At 58.9% G+C, this 19621-nt stretch carries 14 protein-coding genes and 4 tRNA genes; 1 reads left to right on the top strand and 17 read right to left on the bottom strand.

What is annotated here, in order from left to right:
• Nucleotides 1–23: 23 nt before the first annotated feature.
• The 6 genes from fusA to rpoB form a co-directional block, all read right to left on the bottom strand.
• A complete protein-coding gene (gene fusA / locus BLW71_RS17570; RefSeq protein ID WP_091798348.1) occupies nucleotides 24–2126 on the bottom strand; it encodes an elongation factor G in 2103 nt (700 codons plus the stop codon).
• Nucleotides 2127–2260: 134 nt separating this feature from the next.
• Complete coding sequence (rpsG, locus tag BLW71_RS17565) at nucleotides 2261–2731, bottom strand: 30S ribosomal protein S7 (protein ID WP_006053291.1); 471 nt, start codon at nucleotides 2729–2731, stop codon at nucleotides 2261–2263.
• Between the two features lie 191 nt (nucleotides 2732–2922).
• Complete coding sequence (rpsL, locus tag BLW71_RS17560) at nucleotides 2923–3303, bottom strand: 30S ribosomal protein S12 (RefSeq protein ID WP_006998493.1); 381 nt, start codon at nucleotides 3301–3303, stop codon at nucleotides 2923–2925.
• A 222-nt stretch (nucleotides 3304–3525) separates the two neighbouring features.
• A complete protein-coding gene (gene recQ, locus BLW71_RS17555; protein ID WP_091798345.1) occupies nucleotides 3526–5373 on the bottom strand; it encodes a DNA helicase RecQ in 1848 nt (615 codons plus the stop codon).
• Between the two features lie 217 nt (nucleotides 5374–5590).
• Nucleotides 5591–9829: a DNA-directed RNA polymerase subunit beta' gene (gene rpoC / locus BLW71_RS17550; protein WP_091798343.1), complete on the bottom strand. Its 4239-nt coding sequence runs from the start codon at nucleotides 9827–9829 to the stop codon at nucleotides 5591–5593.
• A 21-nt stretch (nucleotides 9830–9850) separates the two neighbouring features.
• Entirely contained in the window at nucleotides 9851–13957 is a 4107-nt protein-coding gene (gene rpoB / locus BLW71_RS17545) for a DNA-directed RNA polymerase subunit beta (RefSeq protein ID WP_091798340.1), read from the bottom strand.
• 124 nt (nucleotides 13958–14081) lie between these two features.
• Here rpoB and BLW71_RS40990 point away from each other — a divergent pair, with 124 nt between their 5' ends.
• Entirely contained in the window at nucleotides 14082–14324 is a 243-nt protein-coding gene (locus BLW71_RS40990; RefSeq protein WP_143048367.1) for a hypothetical protein, read from the top strand.
• Between the two features lie 3 nt (nucleotides 14325–14327).
• Here the strand turns inward: BLW71_RS40990 and rplL are convergent, their stop codons facing one another.
• The 11 genes from rplL to BLW71_RS17490 form a co-directional block, all read right to left on the bottom strand.
• Nucleotides 14328–14702, bottom strand: coding sequence for a 50S ribosomal protein L7/L12 (gene rplL / locus BLW71_RS17540; protein WP_091798332.1), 375 nt, complete (start codon nucleotides 14700–14702; stop codon nucleotides 14328–14330).
• A 63-nt stretch (nucleotides 14703–14765) separates the two neighbouring features.
• Nucleotides 14766–15269 (bottom strand): 50S ribosomal protein L10, encoded by a 504-nt coding sequence (rplJ, locus tag BLW71_RS17535; RefSeq protein WP_008922978.1) that lies wholly within the window; start codon nucleotides 15267–15269, stop codon nucleotides 14766–14768.
• Nucleotides 15270–15571: 302 nt separating this feature from the next.
• Nucleotides 15572–16270, bottom strand: a complete 699-nt coding sequence (gene rplA, locus BLW71_RS17530; RefSeq protein WP_007180145.1) for a 50S ribosomal protein L1 — start codon at nucleotides 16268–16270, stop codon at nucleotides 15572–15574.
• A complete protein-coding gene (gene rplK, locus BLW71_RS17525; RefSeq protein WP_007180146.1) occupies nucleotides 16271–16702 on the bottom strand; it encodes a 50S ribosomal protein L11 in 432 nt (143 codons plus the stop codon).
• Nucleotides 16703–16867: 165 nt separating this feature from the next.
• Nucleotides 16868–17425 carry a transcription termination/antitermination protein NusG gene (gene nusG, locus BLW71_RS17520; protein WP_007180147.1) on the bottom strand — a complete coding sequence of 186 codons (558 nt, stop codon included), beginning with the start codon at nucleotides 17423–17425 and terminating at the stop codon, nucleotides 16868–16870.
• Nucleotide 17426: 1 nt separating this feature from the next.
• On the bottom strand, nucleotides 17427–17807 hold the full coding sequence (secE, locus tag BLW71_RS17515; RefSeq protein WP_091798329.1) for a preprotein translocase subunit SecE: 381 nt from the start codon (nucleotides 17805–17807) through the stop codon (nucleotides 17427–17429).
• A gap of 36 nt (nucleotides 17808–17843) precedes the next feature.
• A tRNA-Trp gene (locus BLW71_RS17510) sits at nucleotides 17844–17919 on the bottom strand.
• 65 nt (nucleotides 17920–17984) lie between these two features.
• Nucleotides 17985–19175 (bottom strand): elongation factor Tu, encoded by a 1191-nt coding sequence (gene tuf, locus BLW71_RS17505; protein WP_007180138.1) that lies wholly within the window; start codon nucleotides 19173–19175, stop codon nucleotides 17985–17987.
• A gap of 63 nt (nucleotides 19176–19238) precedes the next feature.
• Nucleotides 19239–19313: transfer RNA gene (locus BLW71_RS17500), tRNA-Thr, on the bottom strand.
• Nucleotides 19314–19329: 16 nt separating this feature from the next.
• Nucleotides 19330–19403, bottom strand: a tRNA-Gly gene (locus BLW71_RS17495).
• A gap of 42 nt (nucleotides 19404–19445) precedes the next feature.
• Nucleotides 19446–19531: transfer RNA gene (locus BLW71_RS17490), tRNA-Tyr, on the bottom strand.
• Nucleotides 19532–19621: the final 90 nt, after the last annotated feature.

Raw genomic sequence — 19621 nt, 5'->3', positions numbered from 1 at the left:
TCGTTGAATGACTTGCCGCGCGATTACTTCGACTTCGCGTTGATGATCGCTTCGGACACGTTACGCGGTGCTTCGGAGTAGTGCTTGAACTCCATCGTGTACGTTGCACGACCTTGGGTCAGCGAACGCAGCGACGTCGAGTAGCCGAACATTTCCGACAGCGGGACTTCGGCGCGAACGATCTTGCCGCCGCCAACCATGTCGTCCATACCCTGCACGATGCCGCGACGACCCGACAGGTCGCCCATCACGTTGCCCATGTAATCTTCAGGCGTTTCGACTTCCACAGCCATCATCGGTTCGAGGATGACCGGTTGAGCCTTACGCATTGCTTCCTTGAACGCCATCGAGCCGGCCATGCGGAACGCATTTTCGTTCGAGTCAACGTCGTGGTACGAACCGAACGTCAGGTGAACCTTGACGTCGACGACCGGGAAGCCTGCCAGCACGCCTGCCTTCAGCGTTTCCTGGATACCCTTGTCCACCGCCGGGATGTATTCGCGCGGAATCACACCGCCCTTGATCTCGTCGAGGAACTCGTAGCCCTTGCCTTGCTCATTCGGCTCGAGCGTGATGACCGCGTGACCGTACTGGCCGCGACCACCCGACTGCTTGACGAACTTGCCGTCAACGTCTTCCGCCTTACCGCGAATCGTTTCGCGGTAAGCAACTTGCGGCTTGCCGACAGTCGCTTCCACGCCGAATTCGCGCTTCATACGGTCAACCAGAATTTCCAGGTGGAGCTCGCCCATGCCCGAAATAATGGTTTGGCCCGATTCTTCGTCCGTTTGAACGCGGAACGACGGATCTTCTTGTGCCAGACGGTTCAGCGCCAGACCCATCTTTTCCTGGTCAGGCTTCGTCTTCGGTTCAACAGCCTGCGAAATCACCGGCTCCGGGAAAATCATGCGTTCGAGCACGATCGGGCTTTGCGGATCGCACAGCGTGTCGCCGGTCGTCGCGTCTTTCAGGCCGACTGCTGCTGCGATGTCGCCCGCGCGGACTTCCTTGATTTCTTCGCGCTGGTTCGCGTGCATCTGCAGAATACGACCCAGACGTTCCTTCTTGTCTTTGGTCGCGTTCAGCACGGTGTCGCCGGAATTCACGACGCCCGAGTACACGCGGAAGAAGATCAGCTGGCCGACGAACGGGTCGGTCATGATCTTGAACGCCAGTGCCGAGAACTTTTCGTCGTCGGCAGCGCGGCGCTCGCCCTTTTCACCGTTTTCCAGCTCGCCGGTAACCGGCGGGATGTCGATCGGCGAAGGCAGGAAGTCGAGCACGGCGTCCAGCATGCGTTGCACGCCCTTGTTCTTGAACGCGGTGCCGCAAAGCATCGGCTGGATTTCGCAAGCGATCGTACGGTCGCGCAGACCCTTGATGATTTCCGCTTCAGAGAGCTCGCCCTCTTCCAGGTACTTGTTCATCAATTCTTCGCTCGACTCGGCAGCCGCTTCGACCATCTTCTCGCGCCATTCCGTGCACGAGTCAGCCAGTTCCGCCGGAATTTCTTCGTACGAGAACTTCGTGCCTTGGGACGCTTCGTCCCAAATGATCGCTTTCATCTTCAGCAGATCGACGACGCCCGTGAAGTTTTCTTCTGCACCGATAGGCACCACGACCGGAACCGGGTTCGCCTTCAGACGCAGCTTGAGCTGGTCGTAAACCTTGAAGAAGTTCGCGCCGGTGCGGTCCATCTTGTTGATGAACGCGAGACGGGGAACCTTGTACTTATTAGCCTGACGCCACACGGTTTCCGACTGGGGCTGAACGCCACCCACAGCACAGTAAACCATGCACGCGCCGTCGAGCACGCGCATCGAGCGCTCAACTTCAATTGTGAAGTCAACGTGGCCCGGGGTGTCGATGATGTTGATGCGGTGCTCAGCGCGGTCGCCGGCCATGCCTTTCCAAAACGCCGTGGTAGCAGCGGACGTGATCGTGATGCCGCGTTCCTGCTCCTGCTCCATCCAGTCCATGGTGGCAGCGCCGTCGTGAACTTCACCAATCTTATGGTTCACGCCGGTGTAGAACAGGATGCGCTCGGTCGTCGTCGTTTTGCCGGCGTCGATGTGAGCGCTAATACCGATGTTACGGTAGCGCTCGATAGGTGTCTTGCGAGCCACTTTGATCCTCTATTGGGATGACGCGATGCGAGAAAATACCCATCGCGCTGTAACACAAACGGGCGAGGCGCTTTGTAAGCGCACCCGCCCGGAATTTCTTTCCGTTTTTTCTGCTAAACCCGGGTTCGGGAAGCTTAGAAACGGAAGTGCGAGAACGCCTTGTTGGCTTCTGCCATCCGGTGAACTTCGTCGCGCTTCTTCATTGCGCCGCCACGGCCTTCGGCCGCTTCGGAGAGTTCACCTGCCAGACGCAGGGCCATCGACTTCTCGCTGCGCTTCTTCGCGGCTTCACGCAGCCAACGCATCGCCAATGCCATACGACGCGACGGGCGCACTTCGACCGGAACCTGATAGTTCGCACCACCAACGCGGCGGCTCTTCACTTCGACCACCGGCTTGACGTTGTTGAGCGCTACCGTGAACACTTCCAGCGGGTCCTTGCCACCCTTGGTCTGGATCTGTTCGAAAGCGCCGTACACGATACGCTCGGCAACCGACTTCTTGCCAGAGAGCATCAGCACGTTCATGAACTTAGCTACATCAACGTTACCGAACTTCGGATCCGGCAACACTTCCCGCTTGGGGACTTCGCGACGACGCGGCATGTTTCTTCCTTTAACTTTTCAGTTGGAGCTATTTTTAGCCCCGCGGCCACCAACTAACCCGATTCATCTCTAACGACTTACCAGCCTGGTCGGGTGACCACTTACTCGACAGCACCGGCGATTCCGGCACCACCGCTATTACCGCCTATGCAGGCGACCTGAAACTACTGACCGGCTAATTACTTGCCAGCTTATTTACCAGCTTTTGCACGCTTCGCACCGTACTTCGAGCGAGCCTGCTTACGATCCTTGACGCCCTGGGTATCCAGCGAGCCGCGAACCATGTGGTAACGCACACCCGGCAAGTCCTTCACACGGCCGCCGCGAATCAGCACGACCGAGTGTTCCTGCAGGTTGTGGCCTTCACCACCGATGTACGAAATGACTTCGAAGCCGTTCGTCAGACGAACCTTGGCAACCTTACGCAGTGCCGAGTTAGGCTTCTTCGGCGTCGTGGTGTACACACGGGTGCACACGCCGCGACGCTGGGGGCAGTCCTGCAAAGCCGGGCTCTTGCTCTTCGTCGTTTCCGACGCGCGGCCTTTGCGAACCAGTTGATTGATGGTTGGCATTGTTTATTCCTGAAATTGAACAAAATCGACGCATCTGTTTCCGGGCAAAGCAGAAACGATTGCGCATCGAACTTCCGGACCCGTCCGCCAGCGCATGATTTGACTTCGCGCGCAGGCATTCCAAGAACCGGAACCTAGCATAATATTCCGAAATTACTAAGGGAGTCAACAGGTTGCGATGTTTCGCACCCCTGCGGAGCTGCCCAGGCGCTCGCTGAACGCTCAGTCGGCGGCAACGACTTCTAGCAACTCGTCGCCGAAACGGTCGAGTTTGCGCGCACCCATACCCGGAATGCCGCGCAAATCTTCGATGGAATCGGGGCCGTTACGAGCAATTTCTGCCAACGTTGCGTCGTGGAAAATGACATATGCCGGCACGCCGTCGCTCTTCGCCGTTTCGGTGCGCCACGCACGCAGCCGTTCCCAGCGCGCACGTTCGCGCGGGCCCATGCCGATTGTCGGGTCGGCGCGCTCACTGGTGCGCCCGGACGATTGACGGGTACGCGTCGGCTTGACGTAACGGCGCATCGTGACGTTCTGCTCGCCCTTGAGCACCGGTTTGCTTGCCTCGGTTAGAACCAGCGAGCCGAATCCCTCGTGGTCGACGGTCAGATAGCCGAACGCGACAAGCTGGCGAAACACGGCACGCCACTCCGGTTCGCCGAGCGCCGAACCGATACCGAACGTGGTCAGCTTCTCGTGGCCTCGCTGAAGGATTTTTTCGCTGCTGTTGCCGCGCAGAATATCGATCAGATGGCCGGCGCCGAAATGAAAACCGCTCGCCCGCTGAGCACGGAACACGCACGAGAGCGCCATCTGCGCCTCCCGCGTCGCATCCCATGTAGCCGGTGGCTCAAGACAGTTGTCACAGTTGCCGCACGGCTTGCTCGATTCGCCGAAATACGCGAGAAGTCGCACTCGCCGGCAAGTCGCCGCTTCACACAGACCGAGCAGCGCGTCCAGCTTGCCTGTTTGCACGCGCTTGTGTGCGTCGTCGGCGTCGGATTCGTCGATCATTTTGCGCTGCTGGACGACGTCGCCGAGACCGTAGGCCATCCATGCGTTCGCCGGCATGCCGTCGCGTCCCGCGCGGCCCGTTTCCTGGTAATAGCCTTCGACGCTTTTCGGCAAGTCCAGGTGAGCCACGAAGCGCACATCCGGCTTATCGATGCCCATGCCGAACGCGATCGTCGCGCACATCACGATTCCTTCTTCACGCTGAAACATCTCCTGATGCTTCTGGCGGATTTCAAACTCCATACCGGCGTGATACGGCAGCGCGCGCATCCCTTTTTCTTTCAACCACTCCGCAGTCTCTTCGACCTTGCGACGCGAGAGGCAATAGACGACGCCAGCGTCAGTCGTGCCGTCCGGCTTCGAATGCTCCGCGCGGATGAAGTCCAGCAACTGGGTACGCGCGTTGTCCTTTTCGACAATGCGATAGCGGATGTTCGGGCGGTCGAAGCTCGACACGAAAATACGTGCGTCATCCAAGGCGAGGCGGTGGATGATCTCGTCCCGCGTGATGGCATCCGCGGTAGCTGTGAGCGCGATGCGCGGCACGTTCGGAAACCGCTCGTGCAGCACCGACAACTGGATGTATTCCGGCCGGAAATCGTGCCCCCATTGCGACACGCAATGCGCTTCGTCGATGGCGAACAACCCGATGCGCGTACGCTCCAGTAGCTCCTGGAAACGGGGCGTCATCAAACGCTCCGGCGCCACGTAAAGCAGGTCGATCTCACCGTCGCGCAACGCGCGCTCAGTCGCCATCGCCTCTGCGCTCGACAGCGTCGAATTCAGATACGCCGCCCGCACACCCACTTCCGTAAGCGCGGCCACCTGATCCTGCATCAGCGCGATCAGCGGAGAAACGACGATGCCGGTTCCGAACCCGCCTTCACGGCGCACCAGCGACGGAATCTGATAGCAGAGCGACTTGCCGCCGCCCGTCGGCATCAGCACGAGGCAATCGCCGCCGCCGGCGACGTGCTCGACAATTTCGCCCTGCTGTCCTCTGAACGCGGGGTAACCGAAGACTTCGTTGAGGATTTCGAGCGGACGGGACATGAATTTGAGAGAAGCAGCGTGATGCCGGTGACACGAATTTTACCAACGCATTCGTGCTGCGCCCGCGCTTTACTGCAACGTTAGCCATTCGGGCTAACAAAGCATGGGCAAGCGCACAAAAAGAAAGCGCATAAAAAAAGCCGCTCAGTCGAAACTGAGCGGCTTCGCTGGCTAGAGTTCCAAGCGGCTTGCACCGCCTGGACCTACTGACCTGAGCTTACTCGCCTGAGTGCTGCTGTTCGGCGGCCGGGGTTTCCGGCGTACCGAATTCGAACGACTCTTCCGCTGCGATCTGATCGAAACGCTCGCGGTCGGACAGTTCCTTGCTCTTACGTGCCTTGTGGAACGCGAGACCCGTACCAGCCGGAATCAGACGGCCGACGATCACGTTTTCCTTCAGACCACGCAGGTCGTCGCGCTTGCCCATGATCGCCGCTTCGGTCAGCACGCGGGTCGTTTCCTGGAACGATGCCGCCGAGATGAACGAATCGGTCGACAACGAGGCCTTCGTGATACCGAGCAAGACGTTTTCGTACGTTGCCGGACGCTTGTCTTCCGCGATCATACGGTCGTTCTCGTCGAGCATATCCGACCGCTCGACCTGTTCGCCCGGGATGAAACGCGTATCGCCGTTGTCCGTAATCTGCACGCGGCGCAGCATCTGACGAACAATCACTTCAATGTGCTTGTCGTTGATCTTCACGCCTTGCAGACGGTACACGTCCTGCACTTCGTCCACGATGTAACGCGACAGCGCTTCGATACCTTGCAGACGCAAGATGTCGTGCGGATCGGCAGGACCGTCGACAATCATTTCGCCCTTGTTGACGACCTGACCATCGTGCACGAGAACCTGCTTTTCCTTCGCGATCAGGAACTCGTGCTGATTGCCTTCGAGGTCCGTGATAACGAGACGCTGCTTGCCCTTCGTGTCCTTACCGAACGACGTCGTACCCGTGACTTCCGCCAGGATACCCGCGTCCTTAGGCGAACGTGCTTCGAACAGTTCAGCCACACGCGGCAGACCACCGGTAATGTCACGCGTCTTCTGCGATTCAACCGGGATACGTGCCAGCACTTCACCGACCTGCACTTGCTGACCATCCTTCACGGTGATCAGAGCGCCGACCTGGAAGCCGATCTGCACCGAGTGCTCGGTGTTCGGGATCTTGACTTCTTCGCCGTTCGCGTCGAGCAGCTTGACCTGCGGACGCACCGTCTTCGAAGCTTGCGAACCACGACGCTTCACGTCGATCACGACCAGCGTGGACAGACCCGTCACATCGTCGATCTGCTTGGCAACCGTCACGCCTTCTTCGACGTTTTCGAACTTCACCGTACCGCCCCACTCGGTGATGATCGGACGCGTCATCGGATCCCACGTTGCCAGTTGCGTGCCGGCCTTGATCTGCGCGCCGTCCAGTTGCAACAGCGTCGCGCCGTACGGCACCTTGTGACGTTCGCGCTCGCGACCGTGGTCGTCGGTGATCATGGCTTCGCCCGAACGCGAGATGACGATCTGCTCGCCCTTCGCGTTGGTGACGTAACGCATCGTTGCCGTGAAACGCACCGTACCGTTCGACTTCGCTTCAACCGACGAAGCCACTGCCGCACGCGATGCCGCACCACCGATGTGGAACGTACGCATCGTAAGCTGCGTGCCCGGTTCGCCGATCGACTGCGCAGCGATCACGCCAACTGCTTCGCCGACGTTGACCGACGAGCCGCGGCCCAGGTCGCGGCCGTAGCAGGCTGCGCACAGACCGTAACGCGTTTCGCAAGTCAGCGGCGTACGCACGCGCACTTCGTCGATGCCGAGGCGTTCGATTTCTTCGACCGCGTCTTCGTCGAGCAGCGTGCCCGTTTCGTACAGCGTTTCCTGCGATTCCGGATTGACGACGTCAGCCACCGTCACGCGACCGAGAATACGGTCACGCAGCGCTTCGACGACTTCACCGCCTTCGACCAACGCCTTCATGGCGACGCCGTTGGACGTACCGCAATCGTCCTCGACCACCACCAGATCCTGCGTCACGTCGACCAGACGACGCGTCAGGTAACCCGAGTTTGCCGTCTTCAGTGCCGTATCAGCCAGACCCTTACGTGCGCCGTGGGTCGAGATGAAGTACTGCAACACGTTCAGGCCTTCACGGAAGTTCGCCGTAATCGGCGTCTCGATGATCGAGCCGTCCGGCTTCGCCATCAGGCCACGCATACCGGCCAGCTGACGAATCTGAACCGCGGAACCACGAGCACCCGAGTCCGCCATCATGTAAATCGAGTTGAACGATTCCTGACGCGTTTCGTTGCCGTCGCGATCCGTGACCGGTTCCGTCGACAGCTGTTCCATCATCGCCTTGCCGACCGCTTCCGACGTTGCCGACCAGATGTCGACCACGTTGTTGTAGCGCTCTTGCGACGTGACGAGACCCGACATGTACTGACGGTCGTATTCCTTCACCTTCTTCGCGGCGTCGCCGACGATGGTTTCCTTCTGCGGCGGCACGAGCATGTCGTCGACGCAGATCGAGATACCAGCGCGCGTTGCCAGACGGAAACCCGACTGCATCAACTGGTCGGCGAAAATCACCGTTTCACGCAGACCGCATTTGCGGAACGCGGTGTTGATGAGGCGCGAGATTTCCTTCTTCTTCAGCGGCTTGTTGAGCACCGAGAACGGCAGGCCCGGCGGAAGAATTTCCGACAGGATTGCACGGCCGACGGTGGTCGGGTAAAGCGTGATCTTCGGCACGAACGCCGGCGCACCTTCCGACTTGTCTTCGTTGTGGACCATTTCGGTGATCCGCACGTTGACGCGCGAGGCGAGCTCGACTTCCTTGTTCTCGTAGGCACGCAGCGCTTCCGAAACGCCGGTGAACGTCAGGCCTTCGCCCTTAGCATTCACGGCTTCACGGGTCGCGTAGTACAAACCGAGCACGATATCCTGCGACGGCACGATCGACGGATCGCCGTTGGCCGGGAACAGGACGTTGTTCGACGCCAGCATCAGCGTGCGCGCTTCCATCTGCGCTTCCAGCGACAGCGGCACGTGAACAGCCATCTGGTCACCGTCGAAGTCGGCGTTGAACGCCGCGCAAACGAGCGGGTGCAGCTGGATTGCCTTACCTTCGATCAGCACCGGCTCGAAAGCCTGAATGCCAAGACGGTGCAGCGTCGGCGCACGGTTCAGCATGACCGGATGTTCGCGAATGACTTCTTCGAGAATGTCCCACACCACCGGCGTCTGGTTCTCGACTTCCTTCTTCGCAGCCTTGATGGTGGTAGCGACACCCATCACTTCGAGCTTGTTGAAGATGAACGGCTTGAACAGTTCGAGCGCCATCAGCTTCGGCAGACCGCACTGATGCAGCTTGAGCGTCGGGCCGACCACGATCACCGAACGGCCTGAGTAGTCAACGCGCTTACCGAGCAAGTTCTGACGGAAACGACCGCCCTTACCCTTGATCATGTCAGCGAGCGACTTCAACGGACGCTTGTTCGCGCCGGTCATGGCCTTACCGCGACGACCGTTGTCGAGCAGCGAATCGACGGCTTCCTGCAGCATCCGCTTTTCGTTGCGGACGATGATTTCAGGCGCCTTCAGTTCGAGCAGACGCTTCAACCGGTTGTTACGGTTGATCACGCGGCGATACAGGTCGTTCAGGTCCGACGTCGCGAAGCGGCCGCCGTCCAGCGGCACCAGCGGACGCAGTTCCGGCGGCAGCACCGGCAGCACTTCGAGCACCATCCAGTCAGGCTTGATGCCCGAACGCTGGAAAGCCTCGAGCACCTTCAGGCGCTTTGCGTACTTCTTGATCTTCGCTTCCGAACCCGTGTTCTTGAGTTCAGTGCGGAGCATCTCGACCTGTTCGTCGATGTTGATCGCGCGCAGCAGTTCGCGCACGCCTTCCGCGCCCATCTCGGCACGGAATTCGTCACCGTATTCTTCGACCTTGTTGTAGTAATCCTCTTCCGTCATGATCTGCCGCGCTTTCAGCGGCGTCATGCCCGGATCGATCACCACATATGCTTCGAAATACAGCACGCGTTCGATGTCGCGCAGCGTCATGTCGAGCACCATGCCCAGACGCGACGGCAGCGACTTCAAAAACCAGATGTGCGCAACCGGCGAGGCCAGTTCGATGTGGCCCATGCGTTCGCGACGCACTTTCGCCAGCGTCACTTCAACGCCGCACTTCTCGCAGATCACGCCACGATGCTTCAGGCGCTTGTACTTGCCGCAAAGGCATTCGTAGTCTTTGATCGGCCCGAAGATCTTCGCGCAGAACAAACCATCGCGTTCCGGCTTGAACGTCCGGTAGTTGATGGTTTCCGGCTTCTTCACTTCACCGAACGACCACGAACGGATCTTGTCCGGCGAAGCCAGACCGATCTTGATCGCGTCAAAAACTTCAGGCTGTTGGACTTGCTTGAATAGATCGAGCAGAGCTTTCATTGCTTTCTCTCCGTAGTCCGATTAGTTGCGGTCGAGGTCGATATCGATACCGAGCGAGCGGATTTCCTTCACCAACACGTTGAAGGATTCCGGCATGCCGGCGTCGATCACGTGATCACCCTTGACCAGGTTTTCATAAACCTTGGTCCGGCCTGTCACGTCGTCCGACTTCACCGTCAGCATTTCCTGCAGCACGTACGATGCGCCGTACGCTTCGAGCGCCCACACTTCCATTTCACCGAAACGCTGGCCACCGAATTGCGCCTTACCGCCCAACGGCTGCTGCGTCACGAGCGAGTACGGGCCCGTGGAACGCGCGTGCATCTTGTCGTCGACCAAGTGGTGCAGCTTCAGGTAGTGCATGTAGCCGACCGTCACCGTACGTTCGAACATTTCGCCCGTACGGCCGTCGTACAGACGCACCTGGTTCTTCGACGGCGTCATGCCGAGGTTCTTCGCGATGTCGTCCGGGAATGCCAGATCCAGCGCGCGCGACATTTCTTCTTCCGTCGCACCGTCGAACACCGGCGTTGCGAACGGCACGCCTTCGCGCAGGTTCTTCGCCAGTTCGACGATCTCGTCGTCCGTGAAGCTGTCCAGCTCTTCGGCGCGGCCCGACTCGTTGTAGATCTTGGTCAGGAATTCGCGCAGTTCTTCGATCTTCGCCTGACGCTGCAGCATTTCGCCGATACGCCAGCCGAGACCCTTCGCGGCCCAACCCAGATGCACTTCGAGAACCTGACCCACGTTCATCCGCGACGGCACGCCGAGCGGGTTCAGAACGACGTCAGCCGGACGGCCGTCGGCCATGTACGGCATGTCTTCGATCGGAACGATCTTCGACACCACACCCTTGTTACCGTGACGGCCGGCCATCTTGTCGCCAGGCTGCAGGCGGCGCTTGACTGCCAGATACACCTTGACCATCTTCAACACGCCCGGCGGCAGTTCGTCGCCTTGCGTGAGCTTCTTGCGCTTTTCTTCGAACGCCAGATCGAACTGGTGACGCTTCTGTTCGATCGAGTCCTTGATCGCTTCGAGCTGTGCCGCTGCTTCTTCGTCCGCGAGGCGGATGTCGAACCAATGGTAGTGATCCAGATCTTCCAGGTAAGCCTGTTCGATCTTCGTGCCCTTCGCGAGCTTCTTCGGACCGCCGTTCGCGACCTTGCCGGTCAGCATACGTGCGAGACGCTGGAACGCGTCGCCTTCCACGATACGCAGCTGGTCGTTCAGGTCGAGGCGATAGCGCTTCAGTTCATCGTCGATGATCTGTTGCGCGCGCTTGTCGCGCTGAATGCCTTCACGCGTGAACACTTGAACGTCGATCACGGTGCCGCTCATGCCCGACGGCACGCGCAGCGACGTGTCCTTCACGTCCGAAGCCTTTTCACCGAAGATCGCGCGCAGCAGCTTTTCTTCCGGCGTCAGCTGGGTTTCGCCCTTCGGCGTGACCTTGCCGACCAGCACGTCGCCTGCTTCGACTTCTGCGCCGATGTAGACGATGCCCGACTCATCGAGACGGCCGAGTTGCACTTCAGCCAGGTTCGAGATGTCGCGCGTGATTTCTTCCGGTCCGAGCTTCGTATCACGAGCAACGACGTTCAGTTCTTCGATGTGGATCGACGTGTAACGGTCGTCGGCAACCACCTTCTCCGAGATCAAAATCGAGTCTTCGAAGTTGTAACCGTTCCACGGCATGAACGCGACCAGCATGTTCTGGCCGAGAGCCAGTTCGCCGAGGTCGGTCGATGCACCGTCAGCCAGCACGTCGCCACGCGACACGATGTCGCCGACCTTCACGATCGGGCGCTGGTTGATGTTCGTGTTCTGGTTCGAACGCGTGTACTTGATCAGGTTGTAGATGTCCACGCCGACGTCGCCAGCAACGGCTTCGTCGTCGTTCACGCGGATCACCATACGGCCTGCGTCGACATAATCGACCACACCGCCGCGGAATGCCTGAACCGTCGTACCCGAGTCGACTGCCACCGTGCGCTCGATACCCGTACCGACCACGGCCTTTTCAGGACGCAGACACGGCACAGCCTGACGCTGCATGTTCGAACCCATCAATGCGCGGTTCGCGTCATCGTGCTCGAGGAACGGAATCAGCGATGCTGCCACCGACACGATCTGCGACGGCGCCACGTCCATGTACTGGATGCGGTCCGGCGTGACCATCAGCGTTTCGCCTGCTTCACGCGACGACACCAGTTCGTCGGTCAGCGAGCCGTCTTCCGCCACGGCCGCGTTCGCCTGAGCGATCACATAACGGCCTTCTTCGATCGCCGACAGGTAATCGATTTGATCCGTCACCTTGCTGTCCACGACCTTGCGATACGGCGTTTCGAGGAAGCCGTATTCGTTCAGGTGCGCGTACAGAGCGAGCGAGTTGATCAGGCCGATGTTCGGACCTTCCGGCGTTTCAATCGGGCACACGCGACCGTAGTGAGTCGGGTGCACGTCACGGACTTCAAAGCCAGCGCGCTCACGCGTCAAACCGCCCGGGCCAAGTGCCGAAACACGGCGCTTGTGGGTGATTTCCGACAGCGGGTTCGTTTGGTCCATGAACTGCGACAGCTGCGACGAACCGAAGAACTCGCGAATCGCCGACGAAATCGGCTTCGAGTTGATCAGGTCGTGCGGCATCAGGTTTTCGCTTTCGGCCTGGCCGAGGCGTTCCTTCACAGCACGCTCGACACGCACGAGACCCGCGCGGAACTGGTTTTCCGCCAGTTCGCCGACGCAACGCACACGACGATTGCCCAAGTGGTCGATGTCGTCCACTTCGCCCTTGCCGTTACGCAGCTCGACCAGGATCTTGATCGTGGCGAGGATGTCGTCGTCTTGCAGCGTCATCGGTCCGACGATTTCGTCGCGGCCGACACGGCGATTGAACTTCATACGACCCACCTTCGAGAGGTCGTATGCGTCTTCGCTATAGAACAGACGGTTGAACAGCGCCTCGACCGCTTCTTCGGTCGGCGGTTCGCCCGGACGCATCATGCGGTAGATCGCGATGCGCGCGGCCATCTTGTCCGCGGTTTCGTCGATACGCAGCGTCGACGAGATGTACGGACCTTGATCCAGATCGTTCGTGTAGAGCGTCTGGATGTCTTTGATCTTCGACTCGCGCAGCTTCTCGAGCACGGTTTCCGTGATTTCGTCGTTCGCGTTAGCGATGACTTCACCCGTGTCGCCGTCGACGACGTTCTTCGCCAGCACGCGGCCGAGCAAATAGTCTTCCGGAACCGAGATGAACTTGGTCTTGGCGTTGTCGAGGTCGCGAATGTGCTTCGCGTTGATCCGCTTGTCCTTCTGGACGATCACGTTGCCATCACGGTCCGTGATGTCGAAACGCGCGACTTCACCACGCAGACGCTCCGGCACGAATTCCATCTGCGCGCCTTCCGGCATCAGCGTGAAATTGTCGAACACGAAGAAGTTTGCGAGGATCTGTTCCGGCGTGAGGCCGATTGCCTTCAGCAGGATCGTGACCGGCATCTTGCGGCGACGGTCGACGCGGAAGTACAGCACGTCCTTCGGGTCGAACTCGAAATCGAGCCACGAACCGCGGTAAGGAATGATACGTGCCGAAAACAGGAGCTTGCCCGAGCTGTGCGTCTTACCCTTGTCGTGTTCGAAGAACACGCCCGGCGAACGGTGCAACTGCGAAACGATCACACGTTCCGTGCCGTTGATGACGAACGAACCCGTCGGCGTCATGAGCGGAATTTCGCCCATGTACACTTCCTGTTCTTTCACTTCCTTCACGACCGGTTTGCTCGGCGATTCCTTGTCGAGCAGCACGAGACGCACTTTCGCGCGCAGGGCCGAACAGTACGTCAAACCGCGCTGCTGACATTCCTTGATGTTGAATGCCGGCGGCGACAGCATGTAGCTGACGAACTCTAGACGAGCGAACCCGTTATGCGAAACAATTGGGAAAACGGAGGTAAACGCAGCTTGCAGGCCTTCCGGCTTGCGTTGCGTCGACGACGTGTCTGCTTGCAGAAACGTGCTGAATGATTCAAGCTGGGTAGCCAGCAGGAAAGGTACTTGGTGAACGATGGGGCGCTTCGCAAAACTCTTGCGAATGCGCTTCTTCTCGGTGAAGGAATATTGCATACGATCTCCGAATCACGGCGGGCATTGTTGTCGAGGCAGGATACCTTGATGAGACAACCCGAGTGTTCACCGACTGAGACCCGATGGCCGTCCGATGGCTTGAACGAGCCTAGAAGCTTGGTGGTTGGCCGCTACCAACCGCTGGCTGACGGCAGCGGATGCCTATGTTGCCCGCTACCCGACCAAACTTGCCTTCTGCAGTCGCTTCAGAAGACAAAGAGAATCGCCGGTCAATGTTGCCGAATGGCGGTTTTCTTTGGCTTCTGGGGCTTCAGTTTTTGCCGAAATTAGCTGGCAAAAACGTGGTCCCCACAAAGCACAAAAAGGCCGGCGGTGGAAAACCGCCAGCCTTCGCACAGCGCGCTGAAACTTACTTGATTTCAGCCTTCGCGCCGGCTTCTTCCAGCTTCTTCTTGGCTTCTTCAGCAGCAGCCTTCGGTACCGATTCCTTAACAGGCTTCGGTGCACCGTCGACCAGGTCCTTCGCTTCCTTCAGGCCGAGACCCGTCAGTTCACGAACAGCCTTAATGACCGAAACCTTGTTCGCGCCGACTTCCGTCAGGTTGACCGTGAATTCGGTTTGCTCTTCAGCAGCAGCAGCAGCGCCGCCGCCTGCCGGGCCTGCCACTGCAACAGCAGCTGCCGACACGCCAAACTTTTCTTCGAACGCCTTAACCAGCTCGTTCAGTTCCAGAACCGACATCGAGCCTACGGCTTCGAGGATGTCTTCTTTTGCGATTGCCATTTGAAATACTCCTAAATTGAATTCGGATACAGCCAGCGATCAATCACGCTCGACTGAAGTGCATTACGCAGCGGTTTCTTCGCCTTGTTTCTTTTCTGCCAGCGCGGCCAGAGCGCGCGCAAAGCCGGAAACAGGTGCTTGCATAACGTACAACAGCTTGGAGAGCAGTTCTTCGCGGCTCGGGATGTTCGCCAGCGCTTGCACGCCAGCCTTGTCCATCACCTTGCCTTCGTAGGAACCAGCCTTGATGACCAACTTGTCATTGCTCTTGCTGAAGTCATTGACGACCTTAGCAGCAGCAATTGCATCTTCCGAGATGCCGTAGATCAGGGGGCCAGTCATCTGCTCTGCCAGCGGAGCAAACGGGGTACCTTCAACAGCGCGACGCGCCAGCGTGTTTTTCAACACGCGAAGGTAAACCTGTTGCTCACGCGCTTTCGCGCGCAGCTTGGTCAGATCGCCAACCGCGATTCCACGATACTCAGCCAGAACCACGGTCTGGGCTTTCGCGACTTGCGCGGCAACCTCAGCGACGACGGCCTGCTTGCTTTCTTTGTTAAGTGGCACGGTTAACCTCCAGATTCGATACACGCAGCGTGCGCCTTGTGTACCGCGTTCAATAACGGCGTCCGACCAGTCAGGAGTATCTCAACCGCCCAATATTCGCATTGCTGCGGACATCGACCGGCTTCATCACTACAAAACCTTTTCGGGTTCGCCATCTGCGTTGGCTTTACATTAAGGACCCGCCTATCTGCTGCGTGCCCGCCAACGGTCTTTGACAACCGGTCGCTCAATGCAGACTGCCACTTTGCGACCGCCCAAAGCCCATAAAACCGCCTCGACTCTCGCCGAGGCGATGAATTCTATTACTGCGCTGCGATCGATGCCTGATCGACGCGAACGCCGACGCCCATCGTGCTCGACAGTGCAACCTTGCGCAGATAAACACCCTTGCTCGTTGCCGGCTTCGCTTTTTGGAGCGCGTCGACGAGAGCGTTCAGGTTGCTACGCAGAGCCGTCGGCTCGAAGGAAGCACGGCCGATCGTGGCATGGATGATACCGGCCTTGTCGACACGGAATTGCACCTGACCAGCCTTGGCGTTCTTCACCGCAGTCGCGACGTCCGGCGTAACCGTACCGACCTTCGGGTTCGGCATCAGGCCGCGCGGGCCGAGGATCTGACCGAGCGTACCGACAACGCGCATCGTGTCCGGCGAAGCGATCACGATGTCGAAGTCCAGCTTGCCGGCCTTGACTTGTTCGGCGAGGTCTTCCATACCGACGACTTCAGCGCCAGCCGCACGAGCCTGTTCAGCCTTTTCGCCTTGTGCGAAAACGGCGACACGGACCGACTTACCGGTACCAGCCGGCAGAACGACCGAACCACGAACCACTTGGTCCGACTTCTTCGCGTCGATGCCGAGTTGCACTGCGACGTCGATCGACTCGTCGAACTTCGCGCTTGCGCATTCCTTCACGAGTGACAGAGCTTCGTCAATCGCGTAGAGCTTTTGACGATCAACCTTGGCTGCAAATGCTTGCAGACGCTTTGAAAGCTTAGCCATTTACACGCCCTCCACGGTGATGCCCATCGAGCGGGCGCTACCAGCGATCGTACGAACCGCTGCGTCCAGATCAGCTGCCGTCAGATCGGGCATCTTGGTCTTGGCGATGTCTTCAGCTTGAGCGCGGGTGATCTTGCCGACCTTGTCGGTATGCGGCTTGCTCGAACCCTTGTCGATCTTCGCCGCCTTCTTGATCAGAACCGTTGCCGGCGGCGTCTTCAGAACGAACGTGAAGCTCTTGTCCGCGAACGCGGTGATCACGACCGGAATCGGAAGACCCGGTTCCAGTGCCTGGGTCTGCGCGTTGAACGCCTTGCAGAACTCCATGATGTTCAGGCCGCGTTGACCCAGTGCCGGACCGACCGGCGGCGACGGATTGGCTTTACCTGCAGGAATCTGCAGCTTGATAAAGCCGATGATTTTCTTTGCCATGTTGAAAACCTCTTTGGAACACCACATGGGCACATGCGGTTGTTCAGTGAGTAGTAGCGCGTGTTCCCCGGAAAATCGGATACTGACGCTCCTCAACGGCCATTACGCGGACCGTAAGCGCGAAATACGGAGCGCACCGACTGGTGCGCTCCGTAGAATTCTGGACTACAGCTTTTCGACTTGGCCGAATTCCAGCTCGACCGGCGTAGCGCGGCCGAAGATTGTAACGGAAACACGGACGCGCGACTTTTCGTAATTCACTTCTTCGACGCTACCGTTGAAGTCCGTGAACGGACCGTCCTTCACTCGCACCATTTCGCCGACTTCGAACAGGGTCTTCGGACGTGGCTTCTCCACGCCCTCCTGCATCTGCGACATGATCTTCTCGACTTCGCGCGGAGAGATCGGACTCGGGCGATTACGCGCACCACCTACGAAACCCGTCACCTTCGCCGTATTTTTCACGAGGTGCCACGTCTCGTCGGTCATTTCCATCTCGACTAACACGTAGCCCGGAAAGAAACGACGCTCGGTCACCGATTTGTGACCACCTTTTACCTCGACCACTTCTTCAGTCGGAACGAGGATTTGACCAAACTGGTCTTGCATGCCGGCACGTTCGATACGCTCCTGAAGCGCACGCTGCACGCTCTTCTCCATACCGGAGTAGGCGTGCACGACGTACCAACGCTTGCCGCTCGGGGATGCCGGAGTATCACTCATATCATTTCCAACCCAGAATCACCGAGAAAATCGCCCATTCAATGGATTTGTCGCTAACCCAGAGAAAGATCGCCATGACGAACACGAAGCCGAACACTACGAGCGTTGTCTGGGTAGCCTCTTTGCGGGTAGGCCAAACAACCTTACGGACTTCCTTGTACGAGTCTTTGGCGAAAGCGATGAAACCCTTGCCAGGCGCGGAGAGAAGACCGACTGCAACACCCGCGATCGCACCTACAGCCAAGGCGGCTCCGCGGACGTACCATTCCTGGCCACCAAGCCAGAAGAACCCCACGAACCCGGCCAAGACTAACAATACGCCCGCGACGAGCATCAGCTTATCGCCGGATGTATTTACAGTTTCGACGGAAGGATTCACCATAACACCTTAACGAAGCGCCACATAAGGCGCGAGAGTTGGCAGGGGCAGAGGGAATCGAACCCCCAACCTTCGGTTTTGGAGACCGACGCTCTGCCAGTTGAGCTATACCCCTAAACCATTTTGGGGTTGACGACACCGCCAACCCCGAAACTACCGATCAACGAGAACTGTCTGGCGTTACTCGAGAATCTTGGCAACCACACCTGCGCCGACCGTACGGCCGCCTTCGCGGATTGCGAAGCGCAGACCTTCTTCCATCGCGATCGGGTTGATCAGCTTCACCGTGATCGATACGTTGTCGCCCGGCATCACCATTTCCTTGTCCTTCGGCAACTCGATCGAGCCCGTCACGTCCGTCGTACGGAAGTAGAACTGCGGACGGTAGTTGTTGAAGAACGGCGTGTGACGACCGCCTTCATCCTTGCTCAGCACGTACACTTCAGCCGTGAAGTGCGTGTGCGGGTTGATCGAACCCGGCTTGGCCAGAACCTGGCCACGCTCCACGTCTTCACGCTTCGTGCCGCGCAGCAGGATACCGACGTTGTCGCCTGCCTGACCCTGGTCGAGCAGCTTGCGGAACATTTCCACGCCCGTGCAGGTCGTCTTCACCGTCGGCTTGATACCGACGATTTCGATTTCCTCGCCAACCTTCACAACGCCGCGCTCAACGCGACCCGTCACCACCGTGCCGCGACCCGAGATCGAGAACACGTCTTCCACCGGCATCAGGAATGCGCCGTCAACTGCGCGCTCCGGCGTCGGGATGTACGTGTCCAGCGCGTCGGCCAGATTCATGATCGCCACTTCGCCCAGCTCGCCCTTGTCGCCTTCCAGCGCCAGCTTGGCAGAACCCTTGATGATCGGCGTTTCGTCGCCCGGGAAGTCGTACTTCGACAGAAGTTCGCGAACTTCCATCTCGACCAGCTCCAGCAGCTCAGCGTCGTCCACCATGTCGCACTTGTTCAGGAACACGATGATGTACGGAACGCCAACCTGACGCGCCAGCAGGATGTGCTCACGCGTTTGCGGCATCGGGCCGTCAGCGGCCGAGCACACCAGGATCGCGCCGTCCATCTGCGCTGCGCCCGTGATCATGTTCTTCACATAGTCAGCGTGGCCCGGGCAGTCGACGTGTGCGTAGTGGCGGTTGGCCGTTTCGTACTCGACGTGTGCCGTGTTGATCGTGATACCACGTGCCTTTTCTTCCGGCGCCGCGTCGATCTGGTCGTATGCCTTCGCTTCGCCGCCAAACTTCTGCGTCAGAACCGTCGTGATCGCTGCCGTCAGCGTGGTCTTGCCGTGGTCAACGTGACCGATCGTGCCGACGTTCACGTGCGGCTTGGTCCGCTCAAACTTACCCTTGGCCATTTTCGACTCCTAAGAGGATTTTTCCGTACGTTGCGCCGGGCGCAAACAATCACCGAGTACTTCTGGTGCCCATGGGCAGGATCGAACTGCCGACCTCTCCCTTACCAAGGGAGTGCTCTACCACTGAGCCACATGGGCGCTACTTCTGTGTTGCTGGAGCGGGTGAAGGGAATCGAACCCTCGTCGTAAGCTTGGAAGGCTTCTGCTCTACCATTGAGCTACACCCGCAAGGATCCATGGATTCCCAAACAACTGCTGCAACTTGCATTCTGGTGGAGGAGGTTGGATTCGAACCAACGTAGGCGTAAGCCAACAGATTTACAGTCTGCCCCCTTTAGCCACTCGGGCACCCCTCCGCAGAGAACTGATGATTATGGGGGAACAACCGCTTGTTGTCAAGACTTGCTTGACCGTTCCAAACCCAAGGCTCTCACTTATATAGTGTT

The organism is Burkholderia sp. WP9, from assembly GCF_900104795.1.
Lineage (GTDB): Bacteria > Pseudomonadota > Gammaproteobacteria > Burkholderiales > Burkholderiaceae > Paraburkholderia.
Note: the sequence above shows the minus strand (reverse complement) of the source record. Positions and strands in the feature narration are given on the sequence as shown.